Raw genomic sequence first — 17,910 nt, 5'->3', positions numbered from 1 at the left:
CTGAGGGGCCTTGAAAGGATCCGGCGTGCCAGCGACCCACCTTGCCATTGCCGGATTGCCCACCGAGTTCGTCGAGATGCGCAGCGGGGGCCTGTACTGGGTCGTGGCCGCCGGAAGCGCGCCAACGGATCTGCTCGGTGCCGGTGTGCTGGCCACCGCCGACGCACTGGACGAGGCCGTGCTGGTCACGCTGGGCCGGGGTACTGAACCGATGCTGGCAATGTTGCCGGCCGACCAGGGGCCGGCCCGCCTGCGACTGTTCCAGCGCTCCCACCACGGCATGCAGCAGGCGCTGCGCGGACTGACCGGCGATCTGCCGCGCACGGCTTCGGCGCGGACCCGGCTCAGCGTGGTGCAGTTCCCGGTGGCGGCGCTGGACGGCTGGGACGATGCCCGGCTGGCGCGCTGGTGCCAGCAGCTGCAGGACTGGGCCGCGCAGGCGCAGCAGGTGCTGCTGTTGCTGTGCCATGGCGAAGTGGCGACGCTGGCGCCGCGCCTGCTGCCGTTGAACCGCAGCTGCGCCGGCGTGGCCCAGCTGCATCCGCATCGCGGCGCCCTGCAGCTGCTGCTGCACTACTGGTCCAACAGCCATGGTGTGGTGGCGCAGCGATCGTTCGGGGTGGAGCAGGAGAGCCACGGTCTGCGCCATCTGGCCCAGGCCGATGCCGGCCAGATGGCGGCCGGTTCTGCCAGCGGCAGTGACCGCGACGTGTTCCTGGCCCAGACCGAGGTACTGGAAGGTGCGCCGCCGTTGTCGGCAGCCTGGCGCCTGTATGACGGCTGGGGCGGATTGCTGCCGGCCGCGCTGCAGGCGCGCGAGGCCACCGTGGTGCTGGCCATCGACGAGAACGCCAAGGTGGATGCACTGGCCCGCCTGCTGCACCGGCTGCGCCGCGAACGCGGCAATGCACTGAAGCTGGTGGTGCGCGAGCTGCAGCCCTGCCTGCGCTATGCCGATGAGCGGCTGCTGATGCAATGCGGCTGCAGCCTGGTGGTGCCGGCCGACACGCCTTTGCCGCGTCTGTTGACCCTGCTGGAAACCGTGCAGCGCCAACGTTGGCAGGGCCAGCTGGCTGAAGATCCGGAGCCGTTGATCCGTGCACATCGGCCACCATCGGTCAGTGGCCTGGTCAACGCCGCACGCTTCCGCCAGATCGCCGGCGAACGCATCGACCAGGACGGCAGCGCGGTGGAAAGTGCCGTTCTGGCGCTGCAGCCGGTGGCCGGCCTGCGCCCCGAGCAGACCCTGCAGCAGCTGCACATTCGTCGCCAGGGCGATCTGGCCTGTGTCTATCGCGGGCAGGTGCGGCTGTTCCTGTTCGGTTGCCGCCGTGATGCGGTCGAGCAGGCCCTGGCCAATCTGTTCCGCCTGCCTTGGCGTGAACTGTTCGATGGCTACCAGCGTCTGGCCGAGTACGACATTGCAGCGATGAACGCCCGCAGCAGCGATCCGGAGGCCGAGGTACTGCCCGAAGCGCCTGCGGTCCTGCCGGCCGTGGCCCCGGCGCTCGAGGCGCCCGTGTTCACCACCCCGAAGCCACTGCGACTGGGAGACCGCGCATGACCACTGACCAGCAACTCTGGACCCTGATCGTCGCCTGCGCGCTCGTGATGATTCCCTTCGGCGCCATGCTCGGTACGCTGTGGCGCGGGCTGCGCCGCCGTGTCGCGCGCTGGCTGCCACCCCGCCATCTGCGCCGCGCCGGTGTACGCCAGCGTGCGCCGCGGAGGGCTGCATGAGTCCGCAGATGGCACCCGCATCTCCCTTCGCCTGGGCCGACCTGCGTGGCTGGAACCTGTACTTCCTGTCCAAGGTGGTCCTGGCCTGGATGGGCGCGCTGGATCTGAAGATCCTGCCCAACCTGCTGTTCCTGGGCGCGCTGCTGATTCCGCTGCGCTGGCGCTGGGCACGCATCGCGCGCACCGTCGTCGCGGTACCGGTGGGCGTGGCGCTGTACTACCACGACACCTGGTGGCCGCCGTTCCGGCGCCTGCTGGTGCAGCCGGGCGTGCTGGACTTCTCGGCCGACTATTGGCTCGAGTTGGCCCAGCGCTTCATCAACTGGCAGATGGTGGCGGTGCTGGTGATGCTGCTGCTGGCCTACGTGCTGCTCAAGCCATGGCTGCGCATCACCACCCTGAGCGTGCTGGGCATGCTCGGCCTGGCTGTGATGGCGATACCGATGCCGGCCGGTTGGAACTGGGGGCAGGGCACCGCCACCGCAGCCACCGCCAGCGCCGGCGGCCCTTCAGGTGGCAGCCTGCCGCCGGCCAACAACGAGTCGCTCAATGCGTGGTTGGCCAGCTTCTACCAGCAGCAGGCCAGCCTGAAGACCACTTTCCCGGCACCGGGCAGCGGCGCACCGTTCGACGTCATCATCCTCAACATCTGTTCGCTGGCGTGGAGCGATCTGGATGAAGTGGGGCTGCGCCAGAACAACCTGCTTGATCACATGGACGTGGTGTTCGACGACTTCAACTCGGCAACCGCCTACAGCGGCCCTGCAGCGATCCGCCTGCTGCGCGCCAGCTGTGGCCAGACCTCGCATACCGGGCTGTTCGATCCGGTGCCGGCCGAGTGCCAGCTGTTCTCGAACCTGCAGCATCTGGGCTTCCAGAGCGAGCTGGCGATGAACCATGACGGCCACTTCGACGACTTCATCGGCGAATTGCATCAGTACGGCGGGCTGCAGGCGCAGCCGATGGACATCAGTGCCTTCCCGAAGGCACTGGTGGCCTTCGACAAGTCGCCGCTGCGCCGCGATGGCGATGTGCTGATGGCGTGGTGGAAACAGCGGCTGGCCGAGTCCAGCCAGCAGGTGGCGCTGTTCTACAACACGATCTCGCTGCACGATGGCAACCGCATCGTCGGCGCCGATGGCCGTTCGAATGCCGCCGACTACAAGGCACGTGCGGAAATGGTGCTGGGCGACATGGCCGGTTTCGTCGATGCGGTGGAGAAGAGTGGCCGCCGCGCGATGATCGTGGTGGTGCCTGAGCATGGCGCGGCCCTGCATGGCGACCGCATGCAGATTCCGGGCATGCGTGAGATTCCCAGTCCATCGATCACCCACGTGCCGGTGGGCGTGAAGCTGATCGGCATGGGCGCGCCGGCGGCCGGCGGCCCACGTCATGTGCCCGAACCGAGCAGCTATCTGGCGGTGTCCGAGCTGGTCTCGCGCGTGTACGCGCTCAATGCCCAGTCGCCGCCGAGCGAGCGCAACTGGGACAGCCTGCTGAAGGGGCTGCCGCAGACACCGTCGGTATCGGAGAACGAAGGCGCCAAGGTCATCGAGTACGCCGGCAAGCCCTGGCTGCAGCTGCAGGGCAGCCAGACCTGGAGCCCCTACCCGGAGGAGGCGCGCTGATGCCTGCCGACATTCTTGCCGTGCCAGTCACGCTGTCCGTGGAGGAGGACGACATCGACCTGCTTCGCCGCAGCCTGGACATGCCGGGGTTGCCCTATGTGGACTTCTCGGCCCAGCAAGAACGTGCACGGGCGCTGGCGCGCTGGCCGTTGCTGGCCGAACTGGAGCCGCGCCGATGAGCACCGTGTTGTCGCTGCAGGGCATCCATGGCGGAACTGGCGTCACTACGGTGCTGGCTGCACTCGGCCAGGGCCTGCATGCCCAGGGCCAGCGCGTGCTGCTGGTCGAATGCAGTCCGGACCAGATGCTCGGCCTGCACCTGGGCCTGCCTGCCGACGTGGAAAACGGCTGGGCGCGCGCGCAGCTGGACGGTACGGATTGGCGCGATGCCGCCTATGCCATCGCAGCGGGGCTGGCGGTGCTGCCCTACGGTCGTGTCGATGCCGGGGCCGCGATGCGCATCGAACAGCAGCTGCAGCAGGAACCGGCTACCTGGGCCAAGCGCATTCCGCTGCTGGAGACCCAGTTCGACTGGATCCTGTTCGACCTGCCGCAGCGCCTGCCGGCGCACGCTGCGGCCATCAACCAGCACGCGCGCTGCACGTTGCCGCTGCGCCTGGCCTGTGTCGATCCGGTCAGCCATGTGTTCCTGCAACGGCAACCGGATGACACCCGGCTGCTGCTGGCCAACCGCTACGACCCGGTCATTCCGGTGCAGCGCGACCTGATGCAGCTGTGGCTGCACGCGCACGGCGCGCGGCTGGTGCCGCAGCCGCTGCACGAGGATGCGCGGGTGCCGTCCGCATTGGCCAGCAAGCAGCCACTGGGCCGCTATGCGACCGATTCGCTTGCCGCCGCCGATGTCGACGGGCTGGTGCTGTGGTGCCTGGCCGAAGGCGCACGGCGCCAGGCTGCGGCGGGAGGACACTGATGGGCGCCCGTGTCTATTACCTGGACTGGGGGCGCCTGCGTGAGCGGGTGCATGCGTCCTGGCCGACGCGGGCATTGCTGTGGCTGCTGCAATGCGTGGGCTGGGCATTCCTGCGCCTGGAAGGGCCGGCGTGGCAGGCGCAGGCGCCGCGCCTGCGCAACGCCTTCCCGCAGATACAGGGCGACCGTCGCTGGCGTCCAGGTGATCCCCTGCGATTGCTGATCCAGGCCATGTGGCTGTCGGTGGTGCGGTTGGTACCGCAGCCTTCGCTGAGGCGGCAACGGTTGGCCCAGGCCCGGCGCGAACGCATTGCCGAACTGCGTGGCGCGGCCGGTCGTGGCCGCCTGCGCTATCTGCGCGCGATGCGCGATGCGCCCAGTGAATTCTGGAACAGCCGCGTGGCGGCCTGGTTCGGCCGGAAGGTGGGCGGCCTGTCGCCACGTTCGCGGCACCTGCTGACCCTGCTGGCCGGGTTGGCCACGCTGGGGCTGGCGGCGTTGTGCATCACCCAGCCGTTCACCTATTTCGCGCAGTTCGTGTTCGTCGTGCTGCTGTGGGTCATCGCGCTGCTGGTGCGGCGCATGCAGGGGCGCTATGCAACGCTGGTGCTGGTGGTGCTGTCGATCACCGTGTCCTGCCGTTACCTGTGGTGGCGCTATACCGCCACGCTGAACTGGAACAGCACCTTCGACCTGGTCTGTGGTGTGGTGCTGCTGGCGGCGGAAACCTATTCCTGGCTGGTGCTGATGCTGGGCTACGTGCAGGTGGCCTGGCCGCTGCGTCGCCGCCCGGCGCCGTTGCCGCCCGATATCCGCCAGTGGCCGACGGTGGATGTGCTGATTCCCACCTACAACGAAGACCTGGCGCTGGTGCGGCACACCGTGTACGCGGCGATGGGCCTGGACTGGCCGGCCGACAAGCTGCGCATCCATATCCTCGATGATGGCAAGCGCGAAGAATTCCGTGCATTCGCCGAGCGCGCCGGGGTCAACTACATCACCCGCGCCGACAACCGCCATGCCAAGGCCGGCAACCTCAACCACGCCCTGACCCTGATCGATGGCGAGCTGGTGGCCATCTTCGACAGCGACCACCTGCCGGTGCGTTCGTTCCTGCAGATCACCTGTGGCTGGTTCCTGCGCGACCCGAAACTGGCGCTGGTGCAGACCCCGCACCACTTCTTCTCGGCCGATCCGTTCGAACGCAACCTGCAGGTGTTCCGCAGCGATCCCAACGAAGGCGAGTTGTTCTACGGCCTGGTGCAGGACGGCAACGACCTGTGGAACGCGGCGTTCTTCTGCGGCTCCTGCGCGGTGCTGCGGCGCGAGGCCATCGATGCCATCGGCGGGTTTGCAACCGAAACCGTCACCGAGGATGCGCACACCGCGCTGCGCCTGCACCGCAAGGGCTGGAACTCGGCCTACCTGCGCATTCCGCAGGCAGCCGGCCTCGCCACCGACAGCCTTGGCGCACACGTCAACCAGCGCATCCGCTGGGCGCGCGGCATGGTGCAGATCTTCCGCATCGACAATCCGCTGCTGGGCAAGGGCCTGAGCCTGTTCCAGCGCTTCTGCTACGCCAACGCGATGCTGCATTTCCTGGCCGGCATTCCGCGCCTGGTATTCCTCACCGCGCCGCTGGCGTTCCTGCTGCTGCATGTCTACATCATCTACGCACCGGCGCTGGCCATCCTGCTGTTCGTGGTGCCGCACATGGCCCACGCCAGCCTCACCAACGCGCGAATCCAGGGCAAGTACCGGCGGCCGTTCTGGGGCGAGGTGTACGAGACGGTGCTGGCCTGGTACATCGCACGGCCTACCACCGTGGCACTGTTCAGCCCGGGTCGTGGCAAGTTCAACGTCACCGACAAGGGCGGCACCCAGGCCGGCGATCGTTTCGACTGGCGCGTGGCGCAGCCCTACCTGGTGCTGGCGCTGCTGAACGTGCTCGGCCTGTGCTTTGCCGTGTGGCGCTTCATGCACGGGCCGCTTGACGAGCGCGGCACGGTGGTCGTCAGTTCGCTGTGGGTGCTGTACAACCTGCTGATCATCGGTGGTGCGCTGGCGGTGGCCGCCGAAGTGCAGCAGGTGCGGCGCACGCATCGCGTCACCACCCACCTGCCGATGGCGCTGCAGGTACCCGATGGCCGCCGCCTGCGCGGCGTGCTGCAGGATTACTCCAACGATGGCGTGGGCGTCGAACTCGGCGAAGACGCACAACTGGCCGAAGGCCAGCGCGTGCAGGTGCTGCTGGGGCGCGGCCGCCGCGAGTTCGCGTTCCCGGCGCGCGTGCAGCGCACGGTCGGCCAGCGGCTCGGCCTGCTGCTGCTGTTCGAGGACGAACGCCAGCGCGTCGAGTTCGCCCAGTGCACCTTCGCCCGCGCTGATGCCTGGCTCGACTGGCACGCCGGTTACCAACCCAAGAGCCTGCCGCGCAGCCTGTGGAGCGTGCTGGTCCTGGGCTGGCGCGGCTACCGGCGGATGGGTGATTTCGCACCGTTCGACCTTGACCGCCCGGCACACTGGAACCGTCGCCTGCTGCGATGGCTGGCCAGTTTTGCTCCGCAACGTCCGCTTCCTTCCCACCCGGCTGACCCAGCCGCTGATCCAGGGCTTCGTCCATGACCCTTCCGTCCTCTCTGCGTTGGCTGCTGCTGCCCCTGCTGGCCCTGCCCGTGGCGTCAGGCAACAGCGCGCCTGCTCCGGCACCGGTCGTCCCTCCCACCACGGCGCCTGCCGCGCCGCCGGTGCCGAGCGTGCCGGCCGCACCCGCCACCACGCCCACCGCCGGTACCGAGCCCGCGCTGGCGCAGACCTGGGCGGGCAGCGCCTGGCCCTGGCAGCGGCAGAACACTTTCGCGCAGCTGGGGCGCCGCCAGGACACGCTGTTGTCGGGGGTGCGCAATGCCACCACCTTCGAGTTCCAGGTGCGCCGTGACCGCCTGGTCCGCGATGCCGAGCTGGATCTGAGCTTCACGCCTTCACCGTCGCTGCTGCCGACCCTGTCGCACCTGCGGGTCTACCTCAACGACGCGATGATGGGCGTGGTGCCGATCAGCAACGACCAGCTCGGCCGCCCGGTGCAGGCCAAGCTGCCGCTGGACGCGCGCCTGATCGCCGATTTCAACCAGGTCCGCCTCGAGTTCGTCGGCCACTACACCGACATCTGCGAAGAGCCGACGCACAGCTCGCTGTGGGTCAACCTGTCCAGCAACAGCACGCTGCGCCTGGGTGGCCAGCCGCTGGCGATGCAGGACGACCTGGCCAACTTCCCGCTGCCGTTCTTCGATCCGCGTGATACCGCACGCTTGGAACTGCCGGTGGTGTTCGCCGCCGCACCCAGCCTGGCGCAGCAGCGTGCGGCAGCGGTGATGTCCTCGTACTTCGGCAGCCTGTCCGGCTGGTGGCGCCAGGCGCGTTTCCCGGTCAGCTTCGGTACGCTGCCGGACAAGGGCCACGCGGTGGTGCTGGCGGTCAACGGCAGGTTCCCGCCGGTGATCGCCAACCATGCCCCGGTGAAGGGCCCGATGATCGAACTGATGTCGCTGCCGGAGGATCCGCAGCGCAAGCTGCTGCTGGTGCTGGGCCGCAACGATGACGATCTGCAGAAAGCGGTGGCCGCAATGGCGGCCGGCAACGTGCTGTTCCGCGGCCGCCAGGTCAGCGTCGACGAGATCAAGCCGCTGGCCCCGCGCAAGCCGTACGACGCACCGAACTGGGTGCGTACCGACCGCGCCGTGCGCCTGGCCGAACTGCTCGACTATCCGCAGCAGCTGCACGCCAACGGCATGTCGCCGCAGCCGATCACGGTCAACCTCAACCTGCCGCCGGACCTGTTCATCTGGCGCAACCAGGGCATTCCGCTGAACCTGAGCTACCGGTACACGCCGCCGTTCGGCAGCGATGAGTCGCGGCTGGGCGTAGCGATCAACGATCAGTTCATCTCCAGCTTCCCGCTGGTGCGCCGCAACGGCAAGCAGGGCCTGGAGGAAATCCGCCTGCCAGTGCTGGCCGGTGATGCCGGTGCCGACGACGGGCGCCTGTTGATTCCGGCGCTCAAGCTGGGCGACCGCAACCAGCTGCGCTTCGATTTCAACTTCGCCAGCGTGATGGGCAGTGCGCAGCGCGATCATTGCCAGACCGTGCTGCCGCCGAACCTGCAGGCAGCGATCGAGGGAGACTCGACCATCGACTTCTCCGGGTTCCATCACTACATGGGCCTGCCGGACCTGTCCGCGTTCGCACTCAGCGGTTTCCCGTTCACCCGCATGGCCGATCTGTCGGAGACGGTCGTGCTGGTGCCGCCCAGCGCCAGCGAAGCACAGGTCAGCCTGCTGCTGAACCTGATCGGTGGGCTGGGCGTGCAGAGCGGCTACCCGGCCTATGGCCTGCGCTTGTCCGATGACTGGAAGCAGGCCAGCGCGCTGGATGCGGACCTGCTGATGCTGGGTGCCTTGCCCGCCGAACTGCGCGGCAGCCAGCATCTGTCGCTGCTGATCGACGACCAGCGCACGCGCCTGCTCAACGGCCAGTCGCCGTCGCCGCAGCAGGCGATGGAACAGGCCCGCCGAGGCAGCCGCGATGGCGACCCGGCGGTGACCGAGGTTGCAGTGAGCGCGCAGGCGCCGTTTGCCGCGATCATCGGCATGCAGTCGCCGAAGCATGCGCAGCGCAGCATCGTTTCGCTGGCCGCCAGCAACGCCGCCGACTACGGCCTGCTCGACGATGCTCTCAGCGATACCGGCAAGCGCGAAGCCATCGCCGGTTCGGTGGCGATCCTGCGTACCTCGGGCATCCACAGCCAGTTCGTTGGCGATCACTACTACGTCGGCGCCCTCCCATGGTGGCTGCTGCTGTGGTACCACCTGGCCGACCACCCTGCACTGCTGGCGGTGCTGGCCACGCTGGTGGTGCTGATGGTCGCCTTCCTGTTGTGGCGCACGCTGCGCTGGGTTGCGGCCAAGCGCCTGGACCCGGGGCACTGATGGCACGTACGCGGCATCCGCTGGTCACTGCGTCCGGCCTGGTCCTGTTGGGACTGGCCGGTGCCGGGCCCTGCGCGGCGCAGGCCTTGCCCGATACACCGGGCGGAACCGTCGCCGAGCAGCGCCAGTGGTTGCTGCAGCAGGTGCGCATCGGCGAGGCCACCGGTCGCCAGAGCCTGATCGAAGACGCGCTGGCGCGGCTGCGCATGCTGGCGCCGGATGATCGCGGCACGCTGGTGGCGATCCTGGAAGTGCAGCTCTCGCAGCAGAAGCTGCAGGATGCCGAGGCGACCCTGAAGCGCCTGCGCGAGGTCGGCGCGGGTACCCGTGAACTGGCCGCCGGCGAACGCCTCTGGCAGGCCTATCGCGGTGACCTGCAGCAGGAGCTGCAGCAGGCACGTCTGTTCGCTGCCGGTGGTCGCAGCGCCGAAGCGCTGGCGATCTACCGGCGCCTGTTCAACGATGACCCGCCCGGCCTGCAGCTGGGCCTGGAGTACTGGCGCCTGCGCGGCGCCCAGGCGGATGGGCGTGCACAGGCGATCCGTGCGCTGAGCGAACTGGACCGCAGTTATCCGGGCAATGTGCCGTTGCTGCAGGCGATGTCGCAGATGCTGTTCGCGGCCGGCCGCGATGCCGAGGCGCTGGCCGCGCTGCAGCGCATGGGGCGCAATCCGGAAGCGCGTGGCATGGCGGCGGACGCCGAGTGGGCCTACCTGAAGGATCAGCCGGCTGATGACCGCAGCGTACGCAGGCTGCAGGACTTCATCACCCGCAACCCGACGTTCGCCGACATCGCGTTGGTGCGCGAGCGCTACACCGACCAGCACAAGCGGGTCAGCGACCCGGCGTGGCGCGCCGGCCTGCGTGGCCAGCAGTTGCTCGATGCCGGCCGCAATGAAGAGGCCGAGCGCGCCTTCCTGCAGGCCCTGCGCGGTTATCCGCGCGAGCCCGACCTGCTGGGGGGGCTGGGCATGGCGCTGATGCGCCAGGGCCGCCGCGAGCAGGCCATCAAGTATTTCCAGCGTGCGGTGCAGGCCACCCCGGCCGGTGACAGCAACGACAAGTGGCGTGACCTGATCGCCAGTACCCGCTACTGGCTGCAGCTGGACCAGGCCGACGCAGCGCTGGCGGCCGGCCGGCTGGACGAGGCCGAGCGCCTGTATGCGCAGGCGCGCCGCCAGCAGCCCCGCGACGTCAATGCTGCACTGGGCCTGGTCGACGTGTCCGTGGCCCGTGGTGATGATGCCGCGGCCGAACGCCAGTTGCAGGTTGCCCGGCGGATGGCCCCCAACGATGCCAACGTGATCCGCAAGCTGGTGCAGCTGTACGGCCGCACCGACCCGCAGCGGTTGGAAGCCTTCATCAACGCATTGCCCGCTGCCCAGCGCAGGTTGTATGCCGAAGACCTGCGCCAGCTGCAGATCAGTCGACTGCGTGAGCGCCGCGAGCAGGCGTTGGCTGCCGGCGATGCAGGCACTGCGATCACGCTGGGACAGCAGCTGCGCGGCGAACTGCCGGGCGATGCATGGCTGGCCTATGCGCTGGGCAACGAGCTGCGCGCCGCCGGTCGGCAGGACGAGGCCGACGCGGTGGTGGCCGACATGGCCACGCACAACGACAGTGCCGAAGCGCGCTACGCGCAGGCGCTCTATCTGTCGGGATCCGATCGGCTGCCGCAGGCGCTGGCGGTGCTCGATGCGATGCCGCAGGTGCAGTGGGACGATGACATCCGCGCGCTGTCGGCGCGCCTGCAGCGGCAGCAGCTGGTCGATCATCTGTGGGAGCTGCGTGCGCAGGGCAGGGAGGCCGAAGCCATCGCGCTGCTGCAGCAGCAACCGCCCAGCACCGACAACGACCTGCTGTTGGCCGAATGGGCGCGCCTGCGCGGCGATCATGCGCAGGCGCTGCACTACTACCAGCGCGTGCTTGCTGCACAGCCGGACAATGTGGATGCGCAGCTGGGCCAGGTACAGGCCTGGATCGGCACCGGCGATCTGGCCAGCGCACGCCGCCAGATGCACGATGCACCGCCGGCAGTGGACGATGCCGAGATCGGCCAGCAGCGTCAGCTCGCCACCATCTGGACCGACCTGCGCGAGGACACGAAGGCGCTGGCGATCCTGCGCGCGCTGCTGGCGCGCAAGACCGGGCCCGACGCACAGTCCTGGCGTGATGCGGCACGGCTGGTGCGCCGCGATGATCCACAGCAGGCGCTGGACATGTATGCGCATGCGATGGCCGACAACGGCCTGTTGGCCCCCAGCCAGGCCACGCCGCGCGACAACCGCGCGCTGACCCTGGCCAGCCGCGAGACGGCCGGCGATGACTGGTTGCGACGCAGCCTGCGCAGCGACGTGGAGACCCTGTACCAGCAGGAGAATCCCACCCTGACGGTGATGCGGGACACCGGCCGCCGCAGCGATGGAACCCCGGGCATTTCGCGCCTGTCGCGCGATACCCGCATCGCGCATCTCGACGCGCCGTTCGCCGGTGGCCTGGGCTGGGCGCGCATCGAGCAGGTGAGCTTCGATGCGGGCCGCTTCCAGACCGACGGGAACGGCGCCTACGACGAGGATTTCGGCAGCTGCGACCTGGATCTGCTGCAGGCCGACAACAGCCGCCTGCGCGCACCGGGCTGCACTCGTTTCGTGCATCAGCGGCGCACCTCCGGCGCCGGCTTCGCCGTGGGCTGGCGCACCCTGGATGACCGCTGGAACTTCGATATCGGCCACACCCCATCCAACTACGTGGTCGGCAACTGGCTTGGCGGTGTCACCCTCAATGGTGATCTCGGGCGCTTCGGCTGGGGGGCCACGGTGTCGCGGCGGCCGATGACCAATTCGCTGTTGTCGCAGGCCGGTGCGGTTGATCCGCGCAGTGGCATCAGCTGGGGCGGCGTCACCGCCAACGGCATGACCTTCAGCCTCGGCTACGACCAGGGCGGCCGCAATGGCGTGTGGTCGAACTGGAGCTGGCATCGGCTGACCGGCCGCAACGTGGTCGACAACACCCGCGCACGCGCGATGGTGGGCTGGTACCACAAGCTGATCCAGCACCCCGACATGCGGCTGGATGTGGGCACCACCGCGATGTACTGGCGTTACCAGAAAGACCTGGGCGGCTACTCGCTGGGCCAGGGCGGCTATTACAGCCCGCAGCGCTATGCTTCGCTGAGCCTGCCGGTCAGCTTCGCCTGGCGCAACGACGTGTGGTCGGTGCGCCTGGATGGCTCGGTCAGCGTGTCCAGTGCGCGCACCTCATCGATCAGCCGCTTCCCCGACCAGGCGTTGATCGAGCGCGTGATTGCACAGCTCGAGCCGCAGTATGGCCCGCTGCGGCTGGACGAGGCCGGCCTGTACACCGGCGACAGCAGCAGCACCGGCACCGGCTACCGCCTGTATGGTGCGGTCGAGCGCCGGCTGGGCGACCACTTCGTGCTGGGTGCCGCCGGCACCCTGCAGCGCAGCCGCGATTTCTCGCCGAATTCGTTCCAGCTCTACCTGCGCTACACCTTCAAGCCGTGGCAGGGAAACCTGCCGTTGCCCGTATCGCCACTGGTGCCGTATGGCGAATTCCGCTGACCTGCGGCGACGTCGCCTGCTGCAGGCGGCCGCCACGCTGCCGCTGCTTGGCTGGTGCAGTGCGCAGGCCGCGCCTGCACCGCGCTGGCCGGCGTGGCAGGTACTGCTCGACAGCAGCCTGAGCCGCGACGGACGCATGATCGATCGCAGCCAGGACGATCAGCGCAGCACCTCCGAAGGCCAGTCCTATGCCTTGTTCTTCGCCCTGGTCGACAACGACCAGGCGCTGTTCGATCGCATCCTGGGCTGGACCCAGGACAACCTCGCCGGTGGCGACATGGGCAAGCGCCTGCCGGCCTGGCTGTGGGGACGCGATGACGCCGGAGCGTGGCGGGTACTGGACGACAACCCGGCCTCGGACTCCGATCTCTGGCTGGCCTATGCGCTGCTGGAAGGCGCGCGGCTGTGGCGCCGTCCCGCGCTGAAGGCCATCGCCGAGGGCATGCTGGCGCAGGTGTGGGCACGCGAGATCGTGGATCTGCCCGGGCTCGGCCCGATGCTGTTGCCGGGCCCCCAGGGATTCATCGAAGGGGACGCCACGCGGGTCAACCCCAGCTATCTGCCCCTGCCGCTGCTGCGCCGCTTTGCGGTGGAGGATCGCGGCGGGCCGTGGCAGGCACTGGCGCGCAACAGCGTGCAGCTGTTGCAGCAGAGCAGCCCGCACGGGTTCGCACCGGACTGGGCGGCGTGGAAAGGCGATCGCTTCGTCGTCGATCCGGTGCGCGGTGCGGTCGGCAGCTACGATGCCATCCGCTGCTACACCTGGGCAGGCATGACCGCGCCGCGCGATCCGTTGTTCCGCGCGCAGCTCGCGGCCCTGTCCGGGCCGCTGCAGCGCCTGCGCAGTGGTACGCCGATGTGGGAAAAGATCGACACCCGCAGTGGCCAGGGGCAGGGCGAAGGCAACTACGGATTCCGCGCGGCACTGCTGCCGTATCTGATCGCACAGGGCGAAGCGGAGCGTGCGCAGTCGCTGCGGGCCAGCCTGCCCAGCGCCGAACAGCAGCGTGCTGATGCCCCGGCCTACTACTCGCAGATGCTGGCCCTGTTCGGCCTGGGCTGGGCTGAAGGACGCTGGCGTTTCGCCGCCGACGGCCGCCTGCAGCCGCGCTGGTAGCTGCAGTGCGGCAGGGTCGGATCCCATTGCGCAGCAATGGGCTCTGACCCCACTCAACGGTCATTCCATCGCGTAGCGCAGGGTGAACAGCACCGCCACCAGCCACACTGCCGGATGCACTTCGCGCCAGCGCCCAGTGCCGGCCTTCAGCGCGGCATAGGCAATGAAGCCGAACGCCAGGCCGTTGGCAATCGAGTAGGTAAACGGCATCGCCAGCGCACACAGGGCGGCCGGCACAGATTCGGTCAGGTCGCTCCAGTCCACTTCCACCAGCTCGCGCAGCATCAGGCCGGCCACGAACAGCAGCGCCGGTGCGGTGGCATAGCTGGGCACCATCGCTGCCAGCGGCGAGAACAGCAGTGCCGCCAGGAACAGGGCCGACACCACCAATGCGGTCAGGCCGGTGCGGCCGCCCACCTGCACGCCCGAGGCGCTTTCGGCGAAGGCGGTGGTGCTGCTGGTGCCCAGCATCGAGCCTGCAACAATTGCGGTGCTGTCGGCCAGCAATGCGCGGCCGAAGCGCTTCTGCGCGCCCGGCAGCTTCAGCAGGCCGGCGCGGCCGACCACGCCATACAGCGTGCCGGTGGCATCGAACACTTCCACCAGCACGAACACCAGCACCACCTGCAGCAGCACGGCGATCGGTGCGCCGCCGTCATGGTGCAGCAGGCCCGGCAGGTCCAGCTGCAGGAAGGTCGGGGCCAGGCTCGGCGGCAGCGAAACCAGGCCCTGGTACTGCACGTCGCCCAGCGCCCAGCCCGCGCCGGTCACGGCCAGGATGCCGATCAGGATCGCACCGCGGATACGGCGCGCTTCCAGCACCGCGATCAACAGGAAGCCGGCCAGGGCCAGCAGCGGCGGCGCCGTGTTCAACGGGCCCAGCGCCACCAGCGTGTCTTCGTTGCCGACGATCACGCCGGACTTCTGCAGCGCGATGATCGCCAGGAACAGGCCGATGCCGGCCACGATGGCCGAGCGCAGCGATGATGGAATGCCCGACACCAGCCATGCGCGCACACCGGTCAGCGACAGCACCAGGAACACCAGCCCGGAAATGAACACTGCACCGAGCGCCTGCTGCCATGGCAGGCCCGCAGCGCCGACCACGGTGAATGCGAAGAACGCGTTCAGGCCCATGCCCGGCGCCATGCCCACCGGGAAGTTGGCGGCCAGCGCCATCACCGCCGAACCCAGCGCTGCGGCCAGGCAGGTGGCCACGAACACCGCGCCGGCATCCATGCCGGTGGTGCCGAGGATCTCGGGGTTCACGAAGACGATGTAGGACATCGTCAGGAAGGTGGTGACACCGGCCAGCAGCTCGGTGCGCACGGTGGTGCCGTGCTGCTGCAGCTGGAACAGGCGTTCGAACAGGGACATGGGGTCGCTCATGGGTAGATGCCGGCCGCTGGCCGGCATGCATGGTCGGTACACATTGCAAAAGGAGAAAGGCCGCGCGAGCGCGGCCTTTCCTGTTGCCTTACTTCAGCGCCTTGAAGCGCAGGCGCTTCGGTGCGGCGTCGTCGCCCATGCGGCGGCGCTTGTCTTCTTCGTACTCGCGGTAGTTGCCCTGGAAGAACTCCACGTGCGAGTCGCCTTCGAACGCCAGGATGTGGGTGGCGATGCGATCCAGGAACCAGCGGTCATGCGAAATGACGAAGGTGTTGCCGGGGAACTCCAGCAGCGCATCTTCCAGCGCACGCAGGGTTTCGATGTCCAGGTCGTTGGACGGTTCGTCGAGCAGCAGCACGTTGCCACCCTGCAGCAGGGTCTTGGCCATGTGCAGGCGGCCACGCTCACCACCGGACAGCGAACCGACCATCTTCTGCTGGTCCTGGCCCTTGAAGTTGAAGCGGCCGATGTAGGCGCGCGACTGGATCTCGATGCCGTTGATGTTGAGGATGTCCAGGCCGCCGGCGATTTCCTGGAAGACGTTGTGGTTGCCTTCCAGCGCGTCGCGGCTCTGGTCCACGTAGGACAGCTTCACGGTCGGGCCGACCACGATCTCGCCGGTATCCGGCTTTTCCTGGCCGGTGATCATCTTGAACAGGGTCGACTTACCGGCACCGTTCGGGCCGATGATGCCGACGATGGCGCCGGCCGGCACCAGGAAGCTCAGGTTGTCGAACAGCAGGCGGTCGCCGAACTTCTTGGAGACGTTCTTGAACTCCATCACCGCATTGCCCAGGCGCTCGCCCGGCGGGATGAAGATCTCATTGGTCTCGTTGCGCTTCTGGTAATCGACCGACTGCAGCTCTTCCAGGCGGGCCAGACGGGCCTTGCCCTTGGTGCGGCCACCCTTGGCGTTCTGGCGCGACCACTCCAGTTCCTTCTGGATCGCCTTCTGGCGGGCCTTTTCCTGGTTGTCTTCCTGCTTCAGGCGCTCGTCCTTCTGGGTCAGCCAGTCGGTGTAGTTGCCCTTCCACGGGATGCCGCGGCCGCGGTCCAGTTCCAGGATCCACTCGGCGGCGTTGTCCAGGAAGTAGCGATCGTGGGTGACCGCCACCACGGTGCCGGTGTAGCGCGCCAGGAACTGTTCCAGCCATTCCACCGACTCGGCGTCGAGGTGGTTGGTCGGTTCGTCGAGCAGCAGCATGTCCGGCTTCTGCAACAGCAGGCGGCACAGGGCCACACGGCGCTTTTCACCACCGGACAGCTTGCCGACCACGGCATCCCACGGCGGCAGGCGCAGCGCATCGGCGGCCACGTCCAGCTGGTTTTCCAGGGTGTGCGCGTCGCCGGCGGCGAGGATCGCCTCCAGGCGCTCCTGTTCCTTGGCCAGCGCGTCGAAGTCGGCGCCTTCCTCGGCGTAGGCGGCGTACACCGCTTCCAGCGCGGCCTGGGCCTGCAGCACTTCGCCCACGCCTTCCTCGACCGCTTCACGCACCGTCTTGGTCGGGTCCAGCTCGGGTTCCTGCGCCAGGTAGCCGACCTTGATGCCCGGCTGCGGGCGGGCTTCGCCCTCGAAATCGGTGTCCACGCCGGCCATGATCTTCAGCACGGTGGACTTGCCGGCGCCGTTCAGGCCCAGCAGGCCGATCTTCGCGCCCGGGAAGAAGGACAGCGAGATGTCCTTGATGATCTGCCGCTTGGGCGGGACCACCTTGGACACGCGGTTCATGGTGTAGATGTATTGCGAGGACATGCGGTCTCCGTAGGCGCGGCCCTGCGCCCGGTCCGTCACGGGAAGATCCCGTTGCGGCAGCGGGCACAGACTGAAATGGAATACCCCCAATTATAGCCGGAACCGGTTCCGGGCCGCTCCCGGCAGAGACGCCCGGGCTGGCCGCCGCCTGAATACCTCGTCACAGTCCTGCCGCGGGAAGCGTTTCCAGCCGGAAACGGTTCAGATCGGGTGCGCAATATGGGTTCACCACCCACCCAGGCAGAGGTCTGACATGCGCATCAATCGAGTAATGGCCAGCGCCGTGGCCTCTGTGCTGGCGCTGGGCGCCGTGGCCCCGGCCTTCGCCGACGACGACCACCGCCGTGGGCATGATCGCCGCGAGTGGCGCGAAGACCGCCGCGAATGGCGCCAGGACCGCCGTGACTGGGAGCGCGACCGCCGCGAGGCCCGGCGCGACTGGGAACGCGATCGCCGCGACTGGCACCGCGACCATGACCGCTACTACCGCCCAGCACCGCCGCGCGTGGTCTACCGCCCGGCCTACGGCCCAGGCTATGGCTGGAAGGTGGGCCATCGCTACCGCGATTACTACCGCGGCCCGATCTACGTGGTGAACGACTATCCGCGCTACCACCTTCGCCGTCCGCCGTACGGGCACCACTGGATCCGCGACGACCGCGGCAACATGCTGCTGGTGGCCATTGCCACCGGCGTGATCGCCCAGTACGTACTCAGCAACCGCTGAGGATCGCGCTCGGGGCCGGATCCCTTTCTGCAGGAAAGGGCTCTGACCCCCACAACACCT

General features: G+C 68.4%; 12 protein-coding genes. 10 read left to right on the top strand and 2 right to left on the bottom strand.

Going from position 1 to position 17,910, the window contains the following annotated elements:
* Window positions 1-25: 25 nt before the first annotated feature.
* From bcsE to bcsZ, 9 genes are read left to right on the top strand one after another with little or no spacing between them, the layout of a single operon-like run.
* On the top strand, window positions 26-1,564 hold the full coding sequence (bcsE, locus tag D7Y61_RS04895) for a cellulose biosynthesis protein BcsE (protein WP_180865331.1): 1,539 nt from the start codon (window positions 26-28) through the stop codon (window positions 1,562-1,564).
* Window positions 1,561-1,740 (top strand): cellulose biosynthesis protein BcsF, encoded by a 180-nt coding sequence (bcsF, locus tag D7Y61_RS04890; RefSeq protein ID WP_033836073.1) that lies wholly within the window; start codon window positions 1,561-1,563, stop codon window positions 1,738-1,740. Before bcsE ends, bcsF begins: the two co-directional genes overlap by 4 nt.
* Window positions 1,737-3,368, top strand: a complete 1,632-nt coding sequence (gene bcsG, locus D7Y61_RS04885; protein WP_258010236.1) for a cellulose biosynthesis protein BcsG — start codon at window positions 1,737-1,739, stop codon at window positions 3,366-3,368. Before bcsF ends, bcsG begins: the two co-directional genes overlap by 4 nt.
* A complete protein-coding gene (gene bcsR, locus D7Y61_RS04880) occupies window positions 3,368-3,547 on the top strand; it encodes a cellulose biosynthesis protein BcsR (protein WP_049402398.1) in 180 nt (59 codons plus the stop codon). Before bcsG ends, bcsR begins: the two co-directional genes overlap by 1 nt.
* Complete coding sequence (gene bcsQ / locus D7Y61_RS04875; protein ID WP_180865330.1) at window positions 3,544-4,299, top strand: cellulose biosynthesis protein BcsQ; 756 nt, start codon at window positions 3,544-3,546, stop codon at window positions 4,297-4,299. Before bcsR ends, bcsQ begins: the two co-directional genes overlap by 4 nt.
* Window positions 4,299-6,923: a UDP-forming cellulose synthase catalytic subunit gene (gene bcsA / locus D7Y61_RS04870; protein ID WP_180865329.1), complete on the top strand. Its 2,625-nt coding sequence runs from the start codon at window positions 4,299-4,301 to the stop codon at window positions 6,921-6,923. Before bcsQ ends, bcsA begins: the two co-directional genes overlap by 1 nt.
* Window positions 6,920-9,283, top strand: coding sequence for a cellulose biosynthesis cyclic di-GMP-binding regulatory protein BcsB (gene bcsB / locus D7Y61_RS04865; protein WP_180865328.1), 2,364 nt, complete (start codon window positions 6,920-6,922; stop codon window positions 9,281-9,283). The genes bcsA and bcsB overlap by 4 nt, the downstream gene beginning before the upstream one ends.
* Window positions 9,283-12,864, top strand: a complete 3,582-nt coding sequence (gene bcsC / locus D7Y61_RS04860; protein ID WP_180865327.1) for a cellulose synthase complex outer membrane protein BcsC — start codon at window positions 9,283-9,285, stop codon at window positions 12,862-12,864. Before bcsB ends, bcsC begins: the two co-directional genes overlap by 1 nt.
* A complete protein-coding gene (gene bcsZ, locus D7Y61_RS04855) occupies window positions 12,848-13,981 on the top strand; it encodes a cellulose synthase complex periplasmic endoglucanase BcsZ (RefSeq protein WP_180865326.1) in 1,134 nt (377 codons plus the stop codon). Before bcsC ends, bcsZ begins: the two co-directional genes overlap by 17 nt.
* 60 nt (window positions 13,982-14,041) lie before the next feature.
* Here the strand turns inward: bcsZ and D7Y61_RS04850 are convergent, their stop codons facing one another.
* Entirely contained in the window at window positions 14,042-15,358 is a 1,317-nt protein-coding gene (locus D7Y61_RS04850) for an NCS2 family permease (protein WP_180865325.1), read from the bottom strand.
* Window positions 15,359-15,458: 100 nt separating this feature from the next.
* A complete protein-coding gene (gene ettA, locus D7Y61_RS04845) occupies window positions 15,459-17,123 on the bottom strand; it encodes an energy-dependent translational throttle protein EttA (RefSeq protein WP_010481992.1) in 1,665 nt (554 codons plus the stop codon).
* A gap of 253 nt (window positions 17,124-17,376) precedes the next feature.
* Here ettA and D7Y61_RS04840 point away from each other — a divergent pair, with 253 nt between their 5' ends.
* The gene (locus tag D7Y61_RS04840) at window positions 17,377-17,850 is read left to right on the top strand and encodes an RcnB family protein (protein ID WP_180865324.1); all 474 of its coding nucleotides are present in this window, start codon (window positions 17,377-17,379) and stop codon (window positions 17,848-17,850) included.
* Window positions 17,851-17,910 lie beyond the last annotated feature (60 nt).

The organism is Stenotrophomonas maltophilia, from assembly GCF_013464485.1.
Lineage (GTDB): Bacteria > Pseudomonadota > Gammaproteobacteria > Xanthomonadales > Xanthomonadaceae > Stenotrophomonas > Stenotrophomonas maltophilia_AW.
This window is presented reverse-complemented; position numbering and strand designations above follow the sequence as displayed.

Coding starts and splice junctions, on each gene's coding strand:
- bcsF (WP_033836073.1), top strand. CDS start 1,561: ATGACCACTGACCAGCAACTCTGGACCCTGATCGTCGCCTGCGCGCTC.
- bcsG (WP_258010236.1), top strand. CDS start 1,737: ATGAGTCCGCAGATGGCACCCGCATCTCCCTTCGCCTGGGCCGACCTG.
- bcsR (WP_049402398.1), top strand. CDS start 3,368: ATGCCTGCCGACATTCTTGCCGTGCCAGTCACGCTGTCCGTGGAGGAG.
- bcsQ (WP_180865330.1), top strand. CDS start 3,544: ATGAGCACCGTGTTGTCGCTGCAGGGCATCCATGGCGGAACTGGCGTC.
- bcsA (WP_180865329.1), top strand. CDS start 4,299: ATGGGCGCCCGTGTCTATTACCTGGACTGGGGGCGCCTGCGTGAGCGG.
- bcsB (WP_180865328.1), top strand. CDS start 6,920: ATGACCCTTCCGTCCTCTCTGCGTTGGCTGCTGCTGCCCCTGCTGGCC.
- bcsC (WP_180865327.1), top strand. CDS start 9,283: ATGGCACGTACGCGGCATCCGCTGGTCACTGCGTCCGGCCTGGTCCTG.
- bcsZ (WP_180865326.1), top strand. CDS start 12,848: ATGGCGAATTCCGCTGACCTGCGGCGACGTCGCCTGCTGCAGGCGGCC.
- D7Y61_RS04850 (WP_180865325.1), bottom strand. CDS start 15,358: ATGTCCCTGTTCGAACGCCTGTTCCAGCTGCAGCAGCACGGCACCACC.
- ettA (WP_010481992.1), bottom strand. CDS start 17,123: ATGTCCTCGCAATACATCTACACCATGAACCGCGTGTCCAAGGTGGTC.
- D7Y61_RS04840 (WP_180865324.1), top strand. CDS start 17,377: ATGCGCATCAATCGAGTAATGGCCAGCGCCGTGGCCTCTGTGCTGGCG.